The organism is Streptomyces sp. DI166, assembly GCF_900091315.1.
GTDB classification, from domain to species: Bacteria; Actinomycetota; Actinomycetes; order Streptomycetales; family Streptomycetaceae; genus Streptomyces; species Streptomyces fuscus.
This window is the reverse complement of sequence record NZ_FLSP01000051.1, coordinates 24,337-46,409: the sequence shown is the minus strand read 5'-3', so window position 1 is coordinate 46,409 and position 22,073 is coordinate 24,337. Positions and strand designations below refer to the sequence as shown.

Genomic DNA, 22,073 nt, shown 5'->3' with positions numbered 1-22,073 from the left:
TAGTCACTCGTCGCCCTCTTCCTCGTCGCCATCCTCTTCTGCCAGTGTCACATCACCCTGTACGGCGGCGCGACGATGATTCTCCTCCAACAGCCGATCCAGGATCTCCACGCGGGCCGTGGGGCTCACCGTCCAGCGCTGCATCTGCCGGTAATTGTGGAACCCATGGTCCAGAGGAACGTCGTCCCATCCATAGGAAGCCATCACGGCACGATCAAGGTCTACATGAATCTGACGGAGAAGGGCTACATCCGCGTCAGCAGATCCTGAGACGTCCGGATCGTTGACCCTGTTGTAAAGCTTGGTCAAGCCCAAGCCGCGGCGTAGCATGATCTCTCGGCGCGAGACATCAAGAGCGCGGCCGACCTTAGCAAGCGATTCATTGGGTTCTGGACGAGGGAACGTCTCAAAGACAGTGGATGGCGTATAGGTCGGATCCACACGCATCGTGGTTCCGTACTTTACCGCCCACATCTGATGAAGGCTGCTCGACAAGACCGCTTGATCAACGTAATCGGCTGTGGCAAACACAACCAGCTTCTCATGAAATACCTGACCGTTCGGCACCCGGACCGGCATAACAGTCTTGCTGACACGCGCAATCGCGAGCACTTCATCTAGGTCGGCAATCGCCTCTCGCATAGCGGGACGCTTCTCGGCAAACTGCCACCAATAGTCTCTGTAGACCTTTCGGTTACTCCTGGATCGCTCCGGCTTAACTTCACTTAGTACTCGGCGATACGGCAGTTCGTACGCCTTAGCTTCTTGCTCGGACCGATTATTGAAGTCGATAACCCATCGAGGTGCAGAGCTATCCGGGCGAGAATTGAGGTCCTCCCCGCTTAGGTATCGGAAGATGACATCCTCGTTACTAGGATCCGCCTCGATCCAACTTGTCACCTGTTCCGGCTCAAGCACAAATCCCATGCCAAGAACAGTGCAGCCTTGAAAAGCGATCTTGGCGTTCTCGGCCAACCACCTCGGGTCGCCGCTCACTCGACCGCCTGGCTCCAGCAGTGTGGAGATTCGCTTCACCTCAATGTCGCACTCGCTTTCTACGACAACCCGGGAAACTGCGTCTTCCACCGGACCGCAGCTCCCCCATACAGCTGCGTACTCCAGGTTTGCGCTTGCCGCCGGCCAAGATCGGCTCTGCACGGCGCGGGTGATCGTGAAACCCTGGGCGACCAGTTGATCGAGGCCGACCTGCCGCGTGTCACCCTGGGCGACGCTGTTCGTCGCGATCAAACCCAACCTGCCCCGTTGGGACAGCAGTTTGTAGGCGCGAAGGAAGAAGTACGCCACGAGGTCGGCACTGCCTTTGCGACCGTGCGCGAGGGTGTTGACATACCAGTCGCGGACGTTGGTGCCCATAGTGCCGGTGAGCTTTTGTCCACCCAGGAAGGGCGGATTGCCGATGATCGCGTCGAAGCCGCCACGTTCCATGACATCTGGCACGGCTAGGATCCAGTGCAGCGGCTTCCACCGCTCGTAGTCCGTCTCAACGGTTGGGGTGAGCCCTGCTTTCAGGATGCCGTCGAGCATTGCCCGGTTCGGCGTCTCTCCCTCCCCGGGATGGGCGAGATCGACTGCGATGCGCAGGTTCTCGTACGCCTCACGCAGCTTCTTGCCTGGCTTTCCGCCCAGTTGCAGTCCAGCGGCGATCACCCCGTCGGCCACATCCGAAAGTTGGGCGACAACTCCTTGATAGGTGCGCCACTGGCGTCGCTTGGTAGCTGCGGAGCGTTGGGGGTCGTTGTCGTCAACCTCGGTGGCGAGCTGACGACGCAAGCGGGCGGCCTTGCTCAGGGTGCCGTCGATATCGAGGTCGAGGAAGCTGGTCTGAGCGCCGGCCGAGTCCGGGTCAATTTGGAGCTCGCGAAGCTGGCGGGCGTTGGTCAGGCCGAGGAGTGCGTTGCCATGGAGGACCTTGTCGTCGACGAAGGAGAACGGCAACTTGGGGTCGAGGGAGACCAACCACAGGGACAGCTTGCACATCTCTACGGCCATGGCGTTGATGTCCGCGCCGTACAGGCAGGTGGCCACCACCATCCTTATGGCGTGAACGTTGAGCTCGTGCGGCGTGCGCCCATAGGCCACCCCTTCGCGTTGCCATGCCTCCACCAGACGGTCGGCGAGGAAGCGTGCTGCGGCGACGAGGAACGCACCGGAGCCACACGCGATGTCGGCGATCTTGAGGTCGAGGATGTCGTCGGAGGACAGGGGCTGCCAGGCGTCCCGGTCCGCGGTCTGGTGGGGGCCGGGTGAGTAGACGAGGGGTTCGAGGGCGTGGCGTACGACGTCCTCGGCGAGCGACCGGGGCGTGTAATGAGCGCCGGCCGAGGCCCGAGAGGGCGTTTCCACGAGAAGGACGCCACCGGGTTCTACCACGAGGGGTCGGTTGCGAAGGTCGCGGCGGATGATCCCGATGAAGGGGCGCAGTCGGTCGCGAAGGTCGGCGTCGTCGGTGAGGTCACGCAGGGCGTTGTCGGCGTCGTCGAGCGTGTCTCTCGTCTGGAGGGCCTTGGTCAGGGCGGCCTTGGTCGGGGGCTTGGCGGCTGGCTGGTTCTGCTTGATCCAGGCAAGGATCGCGTCAACCAGGGCTGCGTCGCTGCGCTTGGTTTCGGCGAGGTTTTCGAGGGTGGCGAGGGGGATTTCCGGTTCGGAACCGGGGCTGCCGATGAGACTTACGACGGTTTCGTCCGCACCGACGCAGGAATAGCCGAGGAGGCCCTCGTAGATGTAGCCGATCTGCTCGACGTCGATGTCGCGGAAGGAGATCTGGCGAGCTCCGCCGGGTAGCTGGGCGATCTGGATGGCACGCAGGACTTCGAGCATGACGCGGTCGCTGACCGTGATCGCGAGGGAGCCCTGGGAGTTGCGGGCGGTGAGGAAGGGGAAGCGAGCGGGGTCGAAGAGTGAGCCGCCGTACTCGGGTAGGCGGAGGTCTTCGAAAGTCGCGCCTCGGTAGAGAGCCTGGGAGGTGGCCAGGAGGCGGTGCCAGGTGAGCGAAGTGGCGTCGATGGCTTGGTCACCTTCCTCCTTCTGCCGGGCGTCGAGCTTGCCGAGTTCGTCGCTGACGCCGTAGCCCATGGCGAACAGCTGGTTCTCGGGGAGCAGGCCGCGTTCTTCGGCGAAGAGGAGGAAGACGACGCGCATCATGACGGTGACGGCGGCTTCGTAGACCTGGCCGCGCTCTGCCGGCAGTGGGTCGGGCTCTCGTCGGCGCACCGCCTTGAGGCCGCCTTCGGACAGGGCCTGGACGATGAGTTCGACGGCACGGCGGACCTGGGTGCCGAGCGCTTCGGTGATCTTCTCGGCGGCGGTGACCGACTCGGCGAACAGCTCGGTGAGCCGGTCCTGGGCCCTGCCTCCGACGAGGCGCTTGCGCTGGAGGAGTTCGACGAAGGCGTTGCGGGCCTGGGGCTCCTCGATCCAGGTCTGGGAGTCCACGATGCCGGAGGCGACCATCGTCTGCGGACGGGCGCTGACGATCGCCCACCAGCGGCCGTCAGTGACCACGCCGATGGTGGCACCAGAAGTCCGCAGGAGTTCCTCCATGCGGTCGATGGGGCTGGCGGACCAGCCATCGGTGAGCGGGTCGCGCAGGGAGTCGACGGGGTCAGTGAGCAGGACGAGCGCGCCGATGTTCTCACCGTGGATGAGGGCTCCGTTGGCGCGGACGGTGACGGCGTGATCGGGTGAGCGGACCTCAGCGGTGGTCGGGGCGGGGACGGTGTAGGCGGTGCCCCAGCGCAGGCCCTGGCGCAGGACACCGTCCACCCAGGTGTCACGGGCTTCTCGGTAGAGGTCGAGGGCGGCGTCGTCCTCCGGGTGGGTGTCCCAGTGCTCCCATGCCTTCTCGAAGGCGGGTTTGGCGTCCTTGATGAAGGCGAGCGCGCGGGCATCGGGCTGAGGGATGCCCTGGGGCCAGGCTCGTTCGAGTGCGGGGACGGCGAGGAAGGGGCCGTCGGTGTCGACCAGGGCGAGCCAGGCGCGGTGGAGGTCGGCGATGGTCGGGGCGTGCTTCCTGCTCATGCCTGAACCGCTCCGTTCTTCGCGTCTTCGGGGGTGAGGGCGAACACGACCGCGGCGGCCGATACGTAGGGCCGGATGTCGCTGTAGCGCTCCCGGATCGCGGCGATCTCGCGCGCTTCCTCATCGCCCAGGCTTTCAAGGCGGTCGATCATGTTCTGCAGGTCGCGGCGGCGCTGTTTCTGTTGGTCGTCGGTGAACAGAAACTGCTCCTTCTGCTCGCGGATTTCCTGGTCAAGCCGGTCGCGGGAATCGCTCAGGTTGACCCGGAAGGCCCCGAAGATCTCGTGAGCGCGAGTGATGTCGGTTTCCTGGCGCTTCTTGAGTGCTTCGGTGACCTTTTCTTGCCTGCTCTCGCTCTTGCGCTTCATCGCGTTGAGCAGCCGGGTACGCAGCCGGGCATCGTCCGCGTTCCACAGGGCCGCGAGGTGAGCGCGGACCTGCTCGTCGGCCAGGACGAGGTCGTGTGAGTCGAGGGTCTCGTCGAGAACCTGCTCGACCTTGGACTCGGCAAGTGCCTGGCCACGCAGCCGGATTCCGGTGAGGAAGACCTCTTCGTGCAGGCGCAGGCCGCCGCGGCCGACAAGCACGAGTCGGGAGACTGCGGCGACGCAGGATTCGGGCAGGCCCGGTGTGACGACGGCGGTGACCCGGTTGACGGGCGCGTCCACACTGAACAACGCGCCGCGAAGGGTGCGTGTGGCGCGTTGCATGAGGGCGTGGCCCAGGTGGATGTGCACAAGATCCGTGCGATTCGCCGCGGCCTTGTCGTCGAAGGTGATGGAGCGCAGGACGCCCGGCTGGAGACGGGTGTCGAGGCCGCGCAGGGCGGGCTGCCAGGTGCGGCCGAGGTTCGGTAGCTCGAATACCTGGGCGTCGGTGTCCGCGTCGCCGGTCTCCACCAAAGGCGGCTGGGAGTCCAGGGTCAGTGCGGTGTCCACGACGCGGCGTGCGTTGCCCGGTGTGAGGTGCATGACCTCCTTGCGCTGTTCGTAGGTCGCGGTCAGCTCGGTGAGCTGCCGGTTCAGCTCGATACCGCCGGCCAGAGCCTCGTTCATGGCCTCATCGCCGTCGTCCGGCACCGCCGGACGCAGCTTGCGCAGGCTCCCGGTTGGGCTGAAGTGCTCCTGAACTTCGGCGTCGATGACCTGGTTGACCTTCCCCAGGTCCTGGGTCGCCGTGCCGACCTTCCTGGCGATGATCCCCATGAACTCCATGTCCGCCGCGTACGTGGAAGAGGAGGCCACGGGTTTGAAGTGGTAGATCTCCGGGTTCTTGGTCTGTCCGTAGCGGTCGATCCGGCCGATTCGTTGTTCCAGGCGGGACGGGTTGAACGGGATGTCGAAGTTAACCAGCCGGTGGCAGTGAGCTTGGAGGTCGATGCCCTCGCCAGCGGAGTCCGTGGCGAGCAGCACGCGCACCGGATGCTTGTCCGGGCTCTCGGTGAACCGGGCGCGGATCAGCTCGCGCTCCTCGATCGGGGTGGATCCCTGGATCGTCTCCAGTGCGTCCTTGTAGCCGCGCTGCCGGAGCACGCCGGCGATCCAGTCGAGCGTCGCGGCGTACTCGGTGAACACCACGACGCGCTCGTTCGTCCAGTGCCGGCCGTCCGATGTCCGGCAGTGCGCGTCGAGGAAGGACACCAGAGCCTCCAGCCGGGAGTCCGGCTTGTGCTCGTAGCTTGAGCCCCACGCGACCAGCGAGGCTGCCTCGCTGGTGATCGCGTCGGTCAGTGGGTCCGTTCCCTTGCTGTGCCGCAGCGCGGTGAACTCGGGGTGCTCGGCCTCGCCTTCCTCCTCATCGGACTGCCCGCTTCCGATGACCTCGGTGTAGTACTCGTCCTCGTCCAGTTCCAGCTGTCGGTTGTCGTCAGCAGCCGCTTCGTAGAGCTCCATGGTCCGGGCGAACGACCACGGGCTGGACAGGAAGCGCTTCTTGAGCAGCATCGCGACGATGTCGCCGCCCTTGCCCTTGCCTTTCGCTCGGGCGGCCTCTGTCAGCATCCGTGCCAGCCGGTCGAACTGCTCCTGCTCGTCTTCGGAGGGCGTGAACGGGATCGTCAGCAGCTTGCGGGACTTGAATCCCTTGTCCGGGAGGTCGCTCTTCAGACGGCGGACCCGCACCTCGCCCAGAGCGCGCTGATCGATGCTCGCACCGCGAGTGAACCGCCGGCTGTCGATCATCTCCAGGAGCGCCGTGAACGACTCCGAGTAGCCGTTGTGAGGGGTCGCACTGAGGAACAGCCGGTGCTCGCAGACGTCCGCCAGCGCCTTCGTCGCCGTCGTACGGTGACTGTCCACCGCGTACCCACGCTGACCGGGGGCCGTCGTCGGACTTGCCGGGGCCACGTGGTGAGCCTCGTCGACCACCAGGACGTCGAAGGCGAAACGTCGGGCGCTGGAGGTCTTGCGCACATCGGCCAGGACGTCGCGCAGCAGACGCTGGGCCCGCAGTGACGGCAGCCACGACATGCTGACGATCACGCGCGGGAACAGTCGGAACGGGTTGGCGTTCAACCCGTGGCTCCGCCGGACCTTCGCCATCAGGTCGCTGTTGACGATCACGAAGTCCAGACCGAACTTCTCCCGCATCTCGTCCTGCCACTTCAGCGACAGGCTCGGCGGGCACACGATGACCACGGTCCGTGCTCGGTGGCGCAGAAGCAGCTCTTGGACGACCAGGCCGGCCTCGATGGTCTTCCCAAGGCCCACATCATCGGCCAGCAGCAGGTTCGTACGGGAAGATTGCAGAGCGCGACGCAGCGGTTCGAGCTGGTACGCCTCGACGTTCGCACCGCTGCGGAAGGGGGCCTGGTAGGAGTTCGCGTCCGCCGACGTCACCGCGCCCCAGCGCACCGCGTCCACAAACGCTGCCAGCGTGTTCGGGTCATCGAACGCGTCCGGCCGCACCACCTCAGGAAGGCCCTGATCGGGCTGCAGCGTGTGGCCGACCTCCAGCTCCCAGACCACGGTCAGCTCCTGACCGAGCCGATCCTCATCCAGTGACTGGAGACTCACGACGTGGGCGAGCCCAGGGGCTCCTTCGTCGGCGGGGCTCCGTGGCAGGCCCTGGCGGCGGACGTCTGAGACCGCCCAGATGGAGCCCCGGACCTTCACCACCTGCCCCGGTTCAGGAACCGGCGGAAGCGCCGCCGTCCGCCCTGTGCCGCCCTCTGCGCCCTGCGGATACTCCGTAGCGGTCGCCACCTGACGAGACTCCTTCATCAATGCGTCACACCCAGCCGAGTGATCTCTGGAGATCATCGACGTACCAGTATCCCCGACCATTGCCGCGACCCGCGCGAAGTCGCTCAGATCGGCACCGCAGCCGCAATACAAGGCTGGCCCGCAACGTCCGGCGGTCCTTGAGGTCGTCATGCCGGTCGCGCAGCCAGTGTCGGTCATCGTCGTTGAGGGTGCGTGCCGCGTCGGTACGGTCGGTGATCCGGACGGTCGGGCCGCGGGGAGCCCCAGTGGGCGGACGGCTCCCACACCGCGGAGACGGTCTACAACCGCCGCCACGGTGTCGGCACGAGCGACCCGCTCGGCACGGTCCCGCAGTACGGCGGTGCCGCTCATGGCGCCGTGGCAGGAGCCCGCGAGTGGACGACTGGGAACTGACGACCTTTCGCAAGGCCACTGCCTCACGGCAGGATCGCCTCCATGAGAATTCTCGTACTCGGTGGGACCTGGTTCTTGGGACGGGCGGTCGCCCAGACCGCGCTCGATCGCGGCTGGGAGGTGACGGTCTTCAACCGCGGCCGATCCGGCTCTGCGCCCGCGGGGGCCAGGACGGTCCGCGGGGACCGCACCGTCGCCGCCGACCTTGTCCGGCTCGCCGGGGAGGGGCCGTGGGACGCCGTGGTGGACACCTCCGCCTCCGAGATGGCGCCCCGTGATGTCCTCGCCGGTGCCCGAACCCTGGAGCCCGTGGCCGCCCGATACGTCTACATCTCCACCGTCAACGCCTACCGAGGGTGGCCGAACGACCCGCTCACCGAGGATTCGGAAGTCCTGGACGGGCCGCCTGACGCTGACGTCAACTATGGTCGCCTTCCGGATGGTTGGGACGGTCCGGACTGGTACTACGGTCGACAGAAGGCGGGAGCGGAGCGGGCTACCACCGCGGCGTTCGGTGACGACCGGGCCGTGATCCTGCGGCCGGGCGTCATCCTCGGCCCCGGCGAGTACGTTGGCCGGCTTCCCTGGTGGCTCGCCCGTGCGGCCCGAGGCGGCCGGATGCTTGCCCCCGGGGCTCCGGACAAGCCCATCCAGCCGATCGACGCACGCGACGTGGCTGCGTTCGCGCTCGATCAGGCTGTCGCCGACCGTGGCGGTGCGTACAACTGCGTCGCACCGATCGGCCGCGAAACGATGAGTGACCTCTTGACGGCCTGCGTGCTCGCCACTGGCGCCGACGCTCAACTGGTTTGGGCCCCCGACAAGCTGCTCCTGGACCATGACGTTCAGCAGTGGACGGAGCTGCCGCTTTGGCGCACCCATGCGGGCGTGTGGAGGATCGAGTCGACGCGAGCGCAGGCGGCGGGGCTGGTGTGCCGCCCGCTGGCGGAGACGGTCGAGGACACCTGGAAGTGGCTCCGCGACGGCGGGACGCCGGTTGAGCATCCCCGTTGGGCCGAACACGGGATCACGCCGGAGAAGGAAGCCGTGATCCTGGCTGCACTCGGCAGGTAGAAGATCAGGCTTCGATCGCCAGAGGGCTCTGGGCGCCGAGCCTGCGAGCTGGGGACAGGGCGGTGAAATCCTCGATCTGCTCGGCGAGAGAGACAGCGGCAGGCGCCCCCCTGAACTGGGGACGCGTCAACTCGATCCGTGCAGCGACCAACCGCTCCATCATGCCTGAGCCACGCCAGCCCGGCGCCACCTTGAAAACGGGCGTCAGGGCCTCCTGGGCTCCCTCCACCTCGTTACGCATCAACCGTGCTCGCGCGAGGTCGATAGCGGCTGGCCCGGCCACCACGATCGGCGCTTCATGCTCCGGGCGGCCGGAGAGCAGGGAGAGGGCCGTGGAAGCGAATTCCTCGGCGCCCGTCGGGTCGCGCAGGAGCAGACATGTCGTCGCGTTGCTCATGGCTGTACGGGCGGCGTCGAAGCCGAACTCTCCACCGATGTCGTCATGCAACTCGTCACGGTGGCCGCTCGTCTGCTCCAGAGCGGCACGGATGGCATGCTGCGCCTGGCCGTCAGCTCGCAGGTGTCCATACGCGCGGGCTTCGATGGCGTACAGCCGCCGACGAGCGGTGTCCCCGAGCCCGCCAAACCGCTGGGCGGTCTTGGCCAGCCGGACGGATTCGCTGGGGCGGCCGTCCCAGAACGCCATGAACGCCATCATTCCGTAGGCGTAAGCCTGCACTGGACCGTGATCGATCGTCTTGCCGTACTGAGCGGCCGAGCGGGCGAACGACACCGCCGGCGCCAGTGCCCCCAGGTCGAAGGAGACCGCGGCGAGCAGCGCACTGGCTTGCGCGGCGGCGTAATAGAGGCGGGTGTGCTGCTCGGGAGACCGAGTGCGTTCGAGGTTCAACTGCACCTGCCGGAGCAGGTTGTTCGCCTCTTGAAAGACTTCACCCGGCGCGGTGCAGCCGTACTTACGGCTGAGCTTCACCAGGTCGTCGTGGAGCTGGTCGAGGGTCATCTCATCCAGGCGTAGTGCGGCGGCTTCACCGGAGTGAGAGGCGGCATCCCGAGCGGTCATCAGCAGTTCACTTTCGTTGAGCACAGGCGGAGAAGAAGCCGAACCGGATTCCTCGCGCTCGGCCAGAGGGTCCTCCGCGACCGAACGCAGCAGGTCTCCGATCGGCCGCTCGAACATCCGCTCCAGCACACGGGCGGTGGGCGCGTAAGGCGCCGTTTTCACGCCTCCCACAGTCAGCAACCGCTCGTAGTGACGCGCCCCTGGGGCCGGGGCTACGTCGTAGCCCTCACTGCGTAATTGCTGTGCGACGCGCGCGTACGCCTCGCTGAACGCCCGGTGCGAGCGGATGCCCTTACTGGTCGCCAGCCGAAACAGAACCGTGCGCCGGCCCTCGTCCATGTCCCCTCCGGAATCGGTTCCCCTACATGGCATACCGCTTTGGACGCCCGATGGAACGGCCCCCCGCCAGAAGGCGGCAAGAAGTCATAGCGGGGTCATCGTGTCACTCGAAAGGACAGTCAGAAGTCATACCCACGACATAGTCACCACTCACCCCGTCCTGCACGCTAAGTGCTCGGTTCGCGACGAGGAGGAGTCAATGGGTACGGCGACAGCGCCGAGCGTCACCTCTTCGGCCAGAGAAGCATTAGCCGGCCGTGCAGGTCTCCGGCTCCGTACTGGTGACCACTCTCGCCCGGGGGCTATGTCGGAGGGATCGACCCCATGACCATGGCCGTCGCAAGGTCCAAGGTGACCGGTGCTTCCGATTGCACCCTCGAGTTGCCGTGCATCCCCGAATCCGTAGGGCGCGCCCGCGCCCTCGTCTCCAGCGTGCTGAACGCTTGGGGAGTAGACGGAGACTTGGCTGACGACGGCGAGGTCATCGTTTCGGAGCTGCTGGCGAACGTCGTCGAGCACACCGAGACGCCTCTCGCGGAGGTCACCATCGAGCGCCAGGGTGATCGCTTCATTCGCATCGGGGTCTCTGACCAATCGCACACTGCCCCGCAGGTAAAGACGCCCGATGATGAGGGCGAATCCGGCAGGGGCCTGCGCCTGGTGGCCACGCTGAGCTTGCGGTGGGGCTACGACACGCACCGCTGGGGCAAGGTGACCTGGGCTCTCATCGCAGCCCAGGCGCGGAGCAGCAAGTGAGCACCGCAGTGGCTCCGCAGCGGCCAGTCGGGAAGTGGACTCCGCCACTCGACGCAGACAGCTTGAGGACGGTCCTGGAGCGGGTCAGGGACTGGAAGCCACTCGATGTCGAGGACGTCTTCGACGATCTGGACATGGCAATCGGCAACCAGCCACCGCCCGTCGCGACGACTGGCGCCCTGGTCGATCGCCTCCGCGGCCATCTGAAGCAGCTCAGCGACATCGCCGTCGCGGACGGCCGGTACCCGCCTACTGCGGAGATGGTCCAGCTCGTTGAGCGAGGTCGCCCCCTCCGGGATGAGCGCACGCCGACCGACTACCAGCAGGCCGTCGGTCTCGCTCGCCGCCTGGCCTTCGTGACCTCCGACCTGGTCGAAGAATTGATCGAAGCCCGGTACATCAGGGGGGCGGAGTGATGTACTGCCCCAGCTCCGTCCGGCATCCGGCCCTGACCGCCACGGCGATAGCCCTCCCCCGAGACGCATACGACTTCGAGCACTACCAGCAACGGCTCACCGACGCCTGGCTCTTGGAGAAGAGCGTCGCCGTGCGCACCCTGCGCATGCCGTTCCTCGCGGTCCCCGTCGGGGGAACGCGGCGAGGCGGGTACTACCTGGTGTCGTGCCTCTGCTTCGGGCTCAAGGTCCGTGACCTCCTCCTTGAGCATTCCGGCTTCCCCGACCTACGCGTGCGGTGGTCGCCCTACCCGGACACCTGCTTCGTAGTCGAGTGGGGCGAGAGACCACCGACTCTCTGGGGCGACCGCGACGCCACCACCCTTGGCCGCTTCTACGGCTACAGCGAAGCAGCTATTGCCGCCTTCATAGGGCGCCACCACCACGCTCCCTCTTCGGCCGTGCCCGAACCGTGTTCCCCCACGGCACCGTAGCTCGCCGAAGAGGGCCCAACTTCCCACCTGAGAGGACGAGCACCATGTGTGCGCACAACCCGCCGTGCCCCACGGCTGAGGCTCCCGACAGGGAGGCCGCGCGATCCCTCGCGCACCGGCCTGGACAGGGCTGGAGGAGTCTGCTGTGCAACGGAGTTCTCTTCGCGGACATTGGGAAACTCCTTCCCGACGGCCGGATCGTCGCCCCGCTCCGGTCCCTCAACACGGCGAGGGCAGCCGCGTGAAGCGGACCAGTGCAGCACCCCGGCTCATCCCGTACATCACGCAGCGGGAGGGCGAATACGGCGGGTTGGAGTCGGAGCTCACGCTTAGCATGAACGCCTTCGGCGCCGTGCGTCTCGCCTACCACGAGGAGACCCCCGCTGACCGTGGGCCGCACGGTGAGCTGTGGGCGCGATGCTCCCAGTCGTTGAACGCTGTTGGGAAGCCGACGGGCAAGCCACAGTGGCGCTTGGTCAATCCCATCCGGCAGCGGGAGGCGATGGAGCAGCTTCGGTGCCAGGTCGGCTTCTGCCCGGCCGAGACCGATCAGGGGTACATCTTCCTCGCCGGGGCGGCGGAAGGCGCGTCCCACCGTGCTGGCGAGCCGGTGACGACGGCCCAGCCGCCGGTGTGCCTGGAGCATCTGCGGCCGGCCATAGACCTGTGCCCGCACCTGCGCAAGGGGCACGTCGCCTTCCGCGCGCGGGCGACGGCGCCCTGGGGTGTCATCGGCACCAGGTACCGCCTCACCGCCACTGGGCTGGAGCCGCTTCCTGTCGAGGACGACGACGCGCCAGTGGCGTACGGGCACCCTCAGTTGGGCTGGTTCCTGGCGAGCCAACTCCTGCGCGAGCTGCGGGACTGCGAGGTCGTCAATCTGAACGATCTTGTGCCCGCCGCCTAGACGGCCGCTCGGCGGTCCTGAGTGGTACCGACAGGACCGCCGAGCGGCTTACCACCGGCGCCGAGCCCTCGCGCGCCATCCAGCCAGAAACCGTCATCCTCCGGCGGTCCGGCAAGAACGGAGAGCGTTCGCCGATAGCCTCCCGGCCCACCGGCACGCGATGCCGACCTACTCCCCTGAACAAGAGCGACCGAAGGAAGTCCATGACGAACACGACCGTGGAGCCCGACGAGGCGACCCGCCTGCGGAACAAGGTGGTGGATGAGCTGTGCGCGGACGGCAACATCTCCTCCTCGGAGATCGAAGCGGTGATGCGCAAGGTGCCCCGGCACGAGTTCACCCCCGCCGACACGCCGCTGGACAAGGCGTACGACACGTACGCCGCCGTGATCACCAAGACGGACGAGCACGGTGTGCAGATCAGCTCCGTCTCCGCGCCGCAGATCCAGGCCATGATGCTGGAGCAGGCACAGGTGAAGCCCGGGATGCGGGTCCTGGAGATCGGCTCGGGCGGGCTGAACGCGGCCTATCTCGCCGAACTCGTCGGTGAGGACGGTGAAGTCGTGACCGTCGACATCGACCCCGAGGTAACCGACCGCGCGCGACGGCTCCTGGACGACCACGGGTACGGCCGGGTGCGCGTCGTCACCGTTGACGCCGCCGAGCCCATCCCGGACCTCGATGAGGTCGACGTCGTGATGGTGACCGCTGGGGCCTGGGACATCTCCCCGGCCTGGACCGCGCAGCTCAAATCCGGCGGCCGGCTCGTGGTGCCGCTGCGGATGCGCGGCCTGACCCGGTCGATCTCCTTCATCCAGGTCGAGGGCGAGCACGGCTCCCACCTGGAGAGCGAGTCGGCGAAGATCTGCGGCTTCGTCCCGATGCAGGGCGCGAACGCCCATCGGGAAGAACTCCTCCTCGTCAACGGCACCCCGGAGATCGGGCTCAAGTTCGATGACGGCCTGCCGGCAGACCCGCACCGGCTCGACAACGCCGTCACGTTCCCGCGCCACGAGCTGTGGACCGGCGTCACCGTGCGCATCCAGGAACTCATCGACACCCTCCAGATGGCGATGGCGATCAGCCTGCCGGGCTTCTGCACGATGGCCGTCGATGAGAACTCGGACACGGGCCTGGTCGCCCCCGTGAACAAGCGGTTCGCGCTCGCGGCCGTCGAGGACGACACCTTCGCCTACCTCGTCACCCGCCGCACCGAGGACAACAAGCACCTGGAGTACGGCGTGCACGCCCTCGGCCCGCACGCGGAGCAGTTCGCCGACAAGATCGCCGGCGTCCTCCGCGACTGGGAGGCCAACCGGCGCGGCGGCCCCAGCCCGGTCATCCGGGTCTACCCGGCCAGCACCCCCGACGAGCAGATCCCGGCCGACCGGGTCATCGACAAGGTGCACAGCCGGGTCTCGCTCTCCTGGCCCTCGGCGTAACGCCGGGAGCCAGGCCATCCCGCACCACCCCAACTAGAAGAGAAGAAGGGCACAACATGACGAGCGCCACTCTCGCCCCACCCGCGGTCGCGCCCGCGGCGGACCTGGACGACGACTTCGCGCCCCTGGACGTGAAGGTTGTCATCGCCGAGCACTCGTACGGCCACCTCATGTGCTCCACGGGCGACGGCTGCGGCACCACCTGCGCGACCGGTGCCTCCGCCTGCGGTTCCTTCACCGAGGACCCGGCCTGATCCACCCGGCCTGATCAAGGCCGACCCATCACCTGTGGGCCGGGCGAAGCGCTTCGCCCGGCCCACAGGCCCCCTTTCCCCGCCCACGCCGCCTCATGGAAGGGCCTCATGGCTTCCCGAGCAGCCGCCGGATACCTGTGGCAAGGCGTTGCGATGCTGCGCGCCACCACCAGCCCCGGGCCGGCAGGCATCCCCCGTTCCCTCGACCTGGACAACATGGCCGTCACTCGCGGATGGCTGAACCGCATCTGGCAGCGCGAGGATTTCCGCAGCGCGCTGGAGCTGGCCGCGCCTGTGCTGTCCGACGCCATCGAGGCCGTCGTCCAGGGTCGGCAGACCGAACCCCGTCACGTCCGCCGTACCGCGCTGTCGACGGCCTCCTACCTTCTACGGTGGCAGCACCGGCCGACCCCGCTCGGCCTGTTCGCCGGCACCGCCCCGGTGTCCGTTGGTCCCCGGGCGAGCGCGCGGTGGCGCGACAAGCACCGCGCGGTGATCCGGCCGGACGCCGAATGGGTCACCGACATGGTCCTCCGGTTCCAGCGCACCCCCGCGTTGCTGAAGCGGTTACCGGTCGTCGCCAACAACGCCGCCCGTGCCCGTGGTGACCGGCTCGTGGCGCCGGGCCCGCCCTCCGACGGCCACGCCGTCCTCCTGGCCCCGGTCGAGATATCCGTCCGCAACGCCCGCCCGGTGGCCGCCGCCATGGACGCGGCCCGTACCCCCGTCCCCTACGGCGACCTCCACAGCCACCTGCACGACCGCTTTCCGCAGGCCACACCGGAGAAGATCGAAGCCCTTCTCACCAGCCTGGTCGAGCAGCAGTTCCTCATCACCAGCCTGTGGGCGCCCATGGCCACCGTGGACGCCTTCCAGCACCTGTGCCGCGAACTGGACCGGCTCCAGGCGGACAGCGTCCCCGAGGTGCGGGACCTGGTCCACGCGCTGTACGCCCTGCGCGACGACCTGTCCGCCCACCAACCGACCCTCTCCGACACCAACGTGAGCGCCGTCGGCGCGCGGATGCGCGCCCTCACCCCCGTCACCCCGACACCGCTGCTCATTGACACCGCCCTCGACTGCGAGACCCAGATCCCGCAGGCTGTGATCGCGGAAGCGCAGGTAGCCGTGTCGGCGCTCTACCGGACCACCCCGCAGCCCTACGGCTACCAGCACTGGCGCGACTACCACCGCCGCTTCCGGGCCCGGTACGGCGTCGGCGCCCTGGTACCGGTGATGGACCTGGTCGCCGACAGCGGCCTCGGCCTGCCCGCCGGATACGTCGGCTCCGAACGCGGCGCCGCCCTGAAGGTACGCACCGACCGCGACGAACTGCTGCTCGCGCTGATGCAACAGGTCCTCCTGGACGGCGGCCGTGAACTGCGGCTGACGGACGACATGGTCGACGCCTTGGAGAAGGCGGCCGGAAAGGACGAGCGGCTGTTCGTGCCCCGGGTGGAGGTCGCCTTCGAGGTCCACTCCCCCAGCACGCGGGCACTGTCCAGCGGCACCTTCGACCTCCTCCTCACCGCGGTCCCCCGGCCCGGCAGCAGCATGGCCGGCCGGTTCGCCCACGTCCTGCCACCCGAGCATCAGGACGCGCTCGCCGCCACCTACCACGGGACGCCGGACGACCTCACCGCGCAACTCGTGTTCCCGCCGCGCCGCCACCGCAACGAGAACGTCACCCGTACACCGCGGCTGCTGCCGCACATCATCGAACTGTCCAGCCACCAGGAACCGGACGAGGCGACGATCCCGCTCGACGACATCGCCGTCACCGCGGACCCGCGCAGCTTCCACCTCGTGCAGCTCTCCACCGGCCGGCGCATCGACGTGCGGGTCCTGCACGCCCTCGAAGGCGGAACGCAGACCCCACCCCTGGCCCGGTTCCTCGCCGAAGTCGCCAACGGACGGTTCGCCGCTTACAAGCCGTTCGACTTCGGCGCCGGCTCCCGGCTTCCGTTCCTCCCCCGGGTGCGCTACCGACGCACCATCCTCACGCAGGCCCGATGGCTGCTGATGGCCGACGACCTACCCGGCCGCAAAACCTCGACCGAGGAGTGGGAGAACGCCTTCGCCGCATGGCGGGACCGACTGCGGGTCCCGATGCAGGTCGCCGTCATCGAGTACGACCAGCGCCTCCCGGTCGACCTGTCCCACCCGGTTCACCGCCGGGTGCTGCGCGCCCACCTCGACAACGCCCGGCGCCTGGAGCTGCGCGAGGTCCCAGACGCAGACGCCCACGGCTGGATCGGCCGGGCCCACGAGATCTGGCTCTCCCTGGGCCGGTCACAACCGGACACCACCGTTGTGCCCCGGCCGCGCCCCGCAACGTCGGCGGCCCCCAGGCGGCATCTTCCGGGCGCGGGCGATGTCCTGCTCGCTCAGCTCCACGCCCACCCGCGCCGCTACGACGAGATCCTGAGCCGCCACCTGCCCGGCCTCCTCACCGCGTTCGGCGACACCCCGCCACTGTGGTGGTTCACCCGGCACCGGGAGATGGCCCGCCCCGACGCCGACCAGCACCTCGACCTCACGCTGCACCTGCCGCCGGACGCATACGGGGCCGCCGCCCAGCACGTCCGCAGGTGGGCGGACACGCTGCACGGGACCGGTCTGGCGGCCGGGCTCGTCCTGGCTCCCTACCAGCCGCAGACCGGGCGCTTCGGCCACGGGCCGGCCATGGACGCCGCGCACCAGGTGTTCGCCGCGGACTCCGCCGCCGCCCTCGCGCAGATCCAGCTCACCGAACGCACCGGCGCCCTCGCCCCGCAGGCCCTCGCCGCGGCCAGCGCCCTGCACCTCGTCACCCCGCTGGCGCCGGACACCGCGGTGGCCGAGGAGTGGCTGGTGCGCGCCCTTCCCCAGGGCACGGGGCGGCTGAACCGGGCCCTGCGTACCCAGGTGCTCGAACTCGCCGCGCCGAACGGCGCCTCCGTGCTCGCGGCCCTCCCCGGCGGCCAGGCGGTTGCCGAAGCGTGGCGGGCCCGCGCCGTCGCCGTGGACGCCTACCGGGACGCCTTGGCCGGCCAGCGTGATCCGCTCGACGTAGCCCGGTCGCTGCTGCACCAGCACCACGTCCGGGCCCTGGGCGTCGACCCGCGAGCCGAGGAGACCACGATCCGGCTCGTACGGACCGCGGCCCTCCAGCACCGAATGGCGGCGCGATGACCGCGCCGGCCGCGACCACCGCGGCGATCCTGGAGCAGTACACCGCCCACCTCGCACACCCCGCTCCCCCGCCTCCAGACGAGCCGTGGGCGGTGCAGTCCCTCGCCGACGGCGCCGCCGGAATCAGCCTGCTGCACATCGAGACGGTCAGCCGTCACGGCGGCTCATGGCGCCCTGCCCACCGGTGGATCACCGCCGCGGCAGCCGGGCACATCAGCGCGGCCGACACCGCTGGGCTGTTCCTCGGCGCTCCGGCCCTCGGCTTCGTCCTCACCACCGTCCCGCCGTCCTTCCAGCACCTGTACGAACCGGCGCGGCGGACCCTGCACCAGCACATCATCGACCTGACCCACCGCCGCGTGGACGCGGCACTCACCCGCATCCGCAAGGGCGACCTGCCCACGTTCGCCGAGTACGACCTGTTCTACGGCCTCACCGGCATCGGGGCGTACCTCCTACGGACCGACCCCGAAGGGCTCCCCCTGCAACGAGTCCTGAAGTACCTCGTCGCCCTCACCCGTCCCCTCGCCCCCAACGGCCGCGGCCTGCCCGGCTGGTGGGTCCGCCACGACCCCGCCCGCGGCGAGTCCCCCCAATTCCCTGGCGGCCACGGCAACTTCGGTGCCGCCCACGGCATCACCGGCCCGCTCCTCCTGCTGGCCCAGGCCATGCGCCGCGGCATCACCGTCAGCGGCCACCGCGAAGCCATCTGGAGCATCTGCGAACACCTCGACGCCTGGTGCCAGATCAGTGCCTCCGGTCCCTGGTGGCCCGAGCACATCTCGCGCCGCGACCTCGACCACGGGCGCCCCCACCACGACGCTCCCACCCGGCCGAGCTGGTGCTACGGAACCACGGGCATCGCACGGGCCGGGCAACTCGCCGGGCTCGCCCTGCGCGCCCCCGACGTCCAAGCGTTCTACGAGAACGCCCTGTACTGCGCCCTGACCGACCCCGAACAGCTCGCGCACGTCACCGACTCCGGCCTGTGCCACGGCTGGGCAGGCATCTACCAGACCGCCACCCGCGCCGCCGCCGACGCTCTCGACCCCCGCCTCCAGACCCTCCCCAAGGCCCTTGGCGACACCCTCGCGGCAAACACCCAGCCCGGCCTCTCCGGGCCCGGCCTGATCAACGGTGACTCGGGCACCGCGCTCGCCCTGACCACCCACGCCTCACAGCAGGCCCCGATCACCGGATGGGACGCATGTCTCCTGATCAACTGATCCAGGCGGAGCCAGGCCCGATCCAGCGCGCGGTCGCCGCCGCCCTGACCGGACTGCCGATCCCCGAGATCGCAGCCCAGTACGGGATGGAACCGGTGGTCCTGTCCGACGCCGTAGCGGTCTACGACCAGGCCGGCCGGGAGGCCCTGGCCCGGTACGCCTCCACGGTCGACTGGTGGCAGGTGTACCTCCACTTCACCGACTGGACGAAAGCCGACGAGACCTTCACCGCGCACGTCCTGCCCCTTCTGCTGGAGGCGGAGACCGCCGGCCTCATCGGCGGCTGGTGGTACACCAGGAAGCATCCCTGCTGGCGCCTGCGTCTCCGCGTCCGGCCGGAGATCGGCGCCAAGCTCGGCGCCGCGGAGGGCCTGGACCGACTCGGCTTGCACCGGCTGGTGGCCGACGGGCACCTCGTGCGCTGGTGGCCCGGGGTCTACGAGCCTGAGACCGCAGCGTTCGGGGGCGCGGCCAGTATGACGGCCGCGCACGCCCTGTTCGTCACCGACAGCCGAGAGGCGCCGCAACTCAGGCAGCGCACGGACCTGGCCGTGGGACCGCGCGAGCTGTCGGTTCTCCTCTGCACGATCATGATGCGCGCTGCCGGCCTGGAGTGGTGCGAGCAGGGGGACGTCTGGCACCGAGTCATCACCCAAGAGCACCGCTCGGCCGTCAGCGACGTCCCAGCAGACCGGCTCGACGCCCGCGCCCAGGAGATCCGGCCCCTGCTCTTCGCCGACAGCGACGTACTGCTGCGCCCCGGCGGACTGCTGGAGCCCGTCGCCGAGTGGGTCGGCGCCTTCCGCGGCACAGGGCAAGAACTCCGCCGTGCCGTACAGGTCGGGACGCTGGACCGCGGACTGCGGCAAGTGCTCAGCTACCACGTGATCTTCCACTGGAACCGGCTCGGCCTCTCTCTGCGAAGCCAGAGCATCTTGGCCTGGGCAGCCAGGGCGGCGATCCTCCACCGGGACAGCGGGACATAGATCGGCTGCACGGCTGGTCGTCGACTGGGCACGCAAGGGCTGAACCGATGATCCCCGCGATAGCCGGCCACATCCCCCTGTTCCGCCCGCACCAAGGCGCCCGCGCTCCCCTTCGCGGAGCGCATCAACCACCTCACTGGGCTCCCGGTTAGGAGGTGACGCCCCCTGCGGTGCCCCGCGTTCTGCCCACTCGGTATGGCGGTGTCGGCGTTTCGGCCATTCCCTGCCCGCAGCCGCTCCAAGCCAGACCAGGGATCGGGCGCCCGCCGGGTCTACGGACGCAGAAATAGCGGGCTTGCCAGCACGACCGAATGACGTGTGTTCGATATCGCAGCCGTGTCGTTAGACCTCACGACTCATCCGCAGCGACCGTCCTAGGGGGAACGATGACCTCGGCCATTACGCAGGACCAGCCGCCGCAACCCCCCAACGGGACCGCGCCGGACGACGAACCGCAGGAAGCCGGTGTTCGAGAAGAGGAATACCTCTACCGCGACGAGTCGAGGCTCCAGGCCGGCTCCCAGCTGACCTCCCGCACCATGGCGCGCCGGCTGCCCTCGCTCGTGCGGCGCTCGGTGCGGATGGCCTGGCGCGTGGACCGCGGTGCGACCATCGGCCTACTGGTATGCCAGATCGCAACCGGCGTCCTCGCCGCCCTCGGCCTGCTGGCCGTCTCGGGCACCATCACCGCGTTGATCTCCTCGGGCGACATCACCGAGCGGCTGCGGGACGCCGCCCCGCAGCTGGCCGTGATCGCCGCCGCCACCGGCCTGCGCGCACTGCTGGGCATCACTGTCATCTGGCTGACCGGCCGTCTGCGCCCGGTGCTCGGCCGGGCCGCGGAGCTGACGATGATCGAGGCCGCGCTCGGCGCAGAACTGGCCGCCAACAACAAGCCCGGCTACAACGACGCCTACGACATCGCCGACCGCGGCGCCCAGGTCACTCCCGACCTCGTCGAGGAAGCGCAGGACGTCCTCGCGGCGACCGCCACGCTCGCGGCCGGCGCCACCGTCCTGACCGTCCTGCACCCGGTGCTCCTTCCCCTCCTCTTCCTCGCCTGCCTGCCGCAGGCCGCCGCGTACGTGCGCTCCGCCCGTGTGCTCTATCTCGCCGGGCTGGAGACCTCCGGGCGGCGCCGGATGCTGGGCAAGCTGCGCTGGCACATGGCCTATCAGGAGTCCAGCGAGGAGATGCGCGCCTGCCTGGCGGGCCCCTTCCTGATCGGCCGGTACCGGCGGCTGGCCGCCTCGGTCAACGCCGCCGAACGTGAGGCCGCCAACACCGGTGCCTGGATGGGACTGGCCGGAGCGGCGGCCGGCGGGATCGCCTCGGCCGCGGTGTGGGCGGCGCTGCTGTGGCTCCTGGCCTCCGGCCGGATGAGCCTGGCGGCCGGCGGCGGCGCCGTCTTCGCCCTCCAGACCGCCACCGGCTCGGTGCGCGGCATCATCAACGGCGGGGCCCGCCTGGTGCGCACCGGCTGGTATGTGCAGGACTGGCAGAACTTCCTCGACAACGCCCACGGCCAGGCCATGACCGACTCCCGCGGCAAGGCGCTCGTGGCCGCGGCCCCGGAGCGCTTCGAGGTCCGTGACGTCACCTACCGTTACGACGGCGCCCCCAAGGACAGTCTGAGCAACGTCTCCCTGCACGTGCGGCGCGGGGAGATCGTGGCGCTGGTCGGGGAGAATGGCTCCGGCAAGACGACGCTCTCGCGCCTGCTGTGCGGGCTGCTGCTGCCCACCGAGGGCGAGGTGGCCTGGGACCACGCCTCCACCGCGGACCTGGACCCGTGGCGGTCGTGGGAGCATGTCGCGCTGGTGCCGCAGAAGTTCACCTACCTGCCGCTGACGATGCGCGACAACATCACCTTCGGGCAGGGCGACACCAGCGACGCGGCCCTGCTCAATGCCTGCGAGGCGTCCGGCGCCGCAGAGATGCTTCCCGGGCTCCGCTCGGGCCTCAACACCCTTCTGACCAGCGAGTGGTTCGGTGGTCAGCAGCTTTCCGGCGGGCAATGGCAGCGTCTGGTCCTCACCCGAGCGTTCCACCGGCAGGCGGCACTGCTGGTGATGGACGAACCGACGGCCGCCCTCGACGCACGTGCCGAGCACCGGATCTTCGCCGGCCTGCGCGAACTCGCCAAGGACCGCGCCATCCTGCTGATCACGCACCGCCTCACCAACGTCGCCGTCGCCGACCGGATCGTAGTGCTGAACGAAGGGCGGATCGTCCAGGAGGGCACCTACGCCCAACTCACCCAGCAACCAGGGCTGTTCCGCACCCTGTGGGAGCTGCAACGCCGGATGAGCGGAGACACTCCCTGATCTGTAGGTTCCGCGATTCGGTG

At 68.7% G+C, this 22,073-nt stretch carries 15 protein-coding genes; 12 read left to right on the top strand and 3 right to left on the bottom strand.

Annotation, left to right across the window (positions count from 1 at the left end; all coding sequences use genetic code 11):
- Positions 1–3 precede the first annotated feature (3 nt).
- On the bottom strand, positions 4–4,038 hold the full coding sequence (locus GA0115233_RS23785; protein WP_093722308.1) for an Eco57I restriction-modification methylase domain-containing protein: 4,035 nt from the start codon (positions 4,036–4,038) through the stop codon (positions 4–6).
- A complete protein-coding gene (gene drmD / locus GA0115233_RS23780) occupies positions 4,035–7,439 on the bottom strand; it encodes a DISARM system SNF2-like helicase DrmD (RefSeq protein ID WP_255310329.1) in 3,405 nt (1,134 codons plus the stop codon). The genes GA0115233_RS23785 and drmD overlap by 4 nt, the downstream gene beginning before the upstream one ends.
- Before the next feature lie 258 nt (positions 7,440–7,697).
- On the opposite strand from drmD, the gene GA0115233_RS23775 reads away from it, so the two are divergent.
- Positions 7,698–8,729, top strand: a complete 1,032-nt coding sequence (locus GA0115233_RS23775) for an NAD-dependent epimerase/dehydratase family protein (protein ID WP_093722306.1) — start codon at positions 7,698–7,700, stop codon at positions 8,727–8,729.
- A 4-nt stretch (positions 8,730–8,733) separates the two neighbouring features.
- Here GA0115233_RS23775 and GA0115233_RS23770 read toward each other — a convergent pair whose 3' ends face one another.
- Positions 8,734–10,089, bottom strand: coding sequence for a hypothetical protein (locus GA0115233_RS23770; RefSeq protein ID WP_093722305.1), 1,356 nt, complete (start codon positions 10,087–10,089; stop codon positions 8,734–8,736).
- A 324-nt stretch (positions 10,090–10,413) separates the two neighbouring features.
- Between GA0115233_RS23770 and GA0115233_RS23765 the strand changes: the two genes are divergently transcribed.
- The 11 genes from GA0115233_RS23765 (at position 10,414) to GA0115233_RS23715 (ending at position 22,050) form a co-directional block, all read left to right on the top strand.
- Positions 10,414–10,845, top strand: a complete 432-nt coding sequence (locus GA0115233_RS23765) for an ATP-binding protein (protein WP_255310328.1) — start codon at positions 10,414–10,416, stop codon at positions 10,843–10,845.
- Positions 10,842–11,261: a DUF6415 family natural product biosynthesis protein gene (locus GA0115233_RS23760; RefSeq protein ID WP_093722304.1), complete on the top strand. Its 420-nt coding sequence runs from the start codon at positions 10,842–10,844 to the stop codon at positions 11,259–11,261. Before GA0115233_RS23765 ends, GA0115233_RS23760 begins: the two co-directional genes overlap by 4 nt.
- Positions 11,261–11,734, top strand: a complete 474-nt coding sequence (locus tag GA0115233_RS23755) for a DUF6302 family protein (RefSeq protein WP_255310327.1) — start codon at positions 11,261–11,263, stop codon at positions 11,732–11,734. Before GA0115233_RS23760 ends, GA0115233_RS23755 begins: the two co-directional genes overlap by 1 nt.
- A 44-nt stretch (positions 11,735–11,778) precedes the next feature.
- Positions 11,779–11,979 carry a DUF5999 family protein gene (locus GA0115233_RS41855; protein WP_093722303.1) on the top strand — a complete coding sequence of 67 codons (201 nt, stop codon included), beginning with the start codon at positions 11,779–11,781 and terminating at the stop codon, positions 11,977–11,979.
- Positions 11,980–12,236: 257 nt separating this feature from the next.
- Entirely contained in the window at positions 12,237–12,641 is a 405-nt protein-coding gene (locus tag GA0115233_RS23745) for a hypothetical protein (protein WP_255310326.1), read from the top strand.
- A gap of 203 nt (positions 12,642–12,844) precedes the next feature.
- Positions 12,845–14,083 carry a methyltransferase, FxLD system gene (fxlM, locus tag GA0115233_RS23740; protein ID WP_093722302.1) on the top strand — a complete coding sequence of 413 codons (1,239 nt, stop codon included), beginning with the start codon at positions 12,845–12,847 and terminating at the stop codon, positions 14,081–14,083.
- A gap of 56 nt (positions 14,084–14,139) precedes the next feature.
- Positions 14,140–14,337, top strand: coding sequence for an FxLD family lanthipeptide (gene fxlA, locus GA0115233_RS23735; RefSeq protein WP_093722301.1), 198 nt, complete (start codon positions 14,140–14,142; stop codon positions 14,335–14,337).
- Positions 14,338–14,445: 108 nt separating this feature from the next.
- Entirely contained in the window at positions 14,446–17,511 is a 3,066-nt protein-coding gene (locus tag GA0115233_RS23730) for a lantibiotic dehydratase (RefSeq protein WP_093722300.1), read from the top strand.
- On the top strand, positions 17,508–18,737 hold the full coding sequence (locus tag GA0115233_RS23725; protein ID WP_093722299.1) for a lanthionine synthetase C family protein: 1,230 nt from the start codon (positions 17,508–17,510) through the stop codon (positions 18,735–18,737). The genes GA0115233_RS23730 and GA0115233_RS23725 overlap by 4 nt, the downstream gene beginning before the upstream one ends.
- A complete protein-coding gene (locus GA0115233_RS23720; protein WP_093722298.1) occupies positions 18,719–19,723 on the top strand; it encodes a thiopeptide-type bacteriocin biosynthesis protein in 1,005 nt (334 codons plus the stop codon). The genes GA0115233_RS23725 and GA0115233_RS23720 overlap by 19 nt, the downstream gene beginning before the upstream one ends.
- Positions 19,724–20,109: 386 nt before the next feature.
- Positions 20,110–22,050: an ATP-binding cassette domain-containing protein gene (locus GA0115233_RS23715; protein ID WP_093722297.1), complete on the top strand. Its 1,941-nt coding sequence runs from the start codon at positions 20,110–20,112 to the stop codon at positions 22,048–22,050.
- Positions 22,051–22,073: the final 23 nt, after the last annotated feature.

Coding starts and splice junctions, on each gene's coding strand:
- GA0115233_RS23730 (WP_093722300.1), top strand. CDS start 14,446: ATGGCTTCCCGAGCAGCCGCCGGATACCTGTGGCAAGGCGTTGCGATG.
- GA0115233_RS23720 (WP_093722298.1), top strand. CDS start 18,719: ATGTCTCCTGATCAACTGATCCAGGCGGAGCCAGGCCCGATCCAGCGC.
- fxlM (WP_093722302.1), top strand. CDS start 12,845: ATGACGAACACGACCGTGGAGCCCGACGAGGCGACCCGCCTGCGGAAC.
- GA0115233_RS23725 (WP_093722299.1), top strand. CDS start 17,508: ATGACCGCGCCGGCCGCGACCACCGCGGCGATCCTGGAGCAGTACACC.
- GA0115233_RS23755 (WP_255310327.1), top strand. CDS start 11,261: ATGTACTGCCCCAGCTCCGTCCGGCATCCGGCCCTGACCGCCACGGCG.
- drmD (WP_255310329.1), bottom strand. CDS start 7,439: ATGACCGACACTGGCTGCGCGACCGGCATGACGACCTCAAGGACCGCC.
- GA0115233_RS23715 (WP_093722297.1), top strand. CDS start 20,110: ATGACCTCGGCCATTACGCAGGACCAGCCGCCGCAACCCCCCAACGGG.
- GA0115233_RS23765 (WP_255310328.1), top strand. CDS start 10,414: ATGACCATGGCCGTCGCAAGGTCCAAGGTGACCGGTGCTTCCGATTGC.
- GA0115233_RS41855 (WP_093722303.1), top strand. CDS start 11,779: ATGTGTGCGCACAACCCGCCGTGCCCCACGGCTGAGGCTCCCGACAGG.
- GA0115233_RS23785 (WP_093722308.1), bottom strand. CDS start 4,038: ATGAGCAGGAAGCACGCCCCGACCATCGCCGACCTCCACCGCGCCTGG.
- GA0115233_RS23775 (WP_093722306.1), top strand. CDS start 7,698: ATGAGAATTCTCGTACTCGGTGGGACCTGGTTCTTGGGACGGGCGGTC.
- fxlA (WP_093722301.1), top strand. CDS start 14,140: ATGACGAGCGCCACTCTCGCCCCACCCGCGGTCGCGCCCGCGGCGGAC.
- GA0115233_RS23745 (WP_255310326.1), top strand. CDS start 12,237: ATGGAGCAGCTTCGGTGCCAGGTCGGCTTCTGCCCGGCCGAGACCGAT.
- GA0115233_RS23770 (WP_093722305.1), bottom strand. CDS start 10,089: ATGGACGAGGGCCGGCGCACGGTTCTGTTTCGGCTGGCGACCAGTAAG.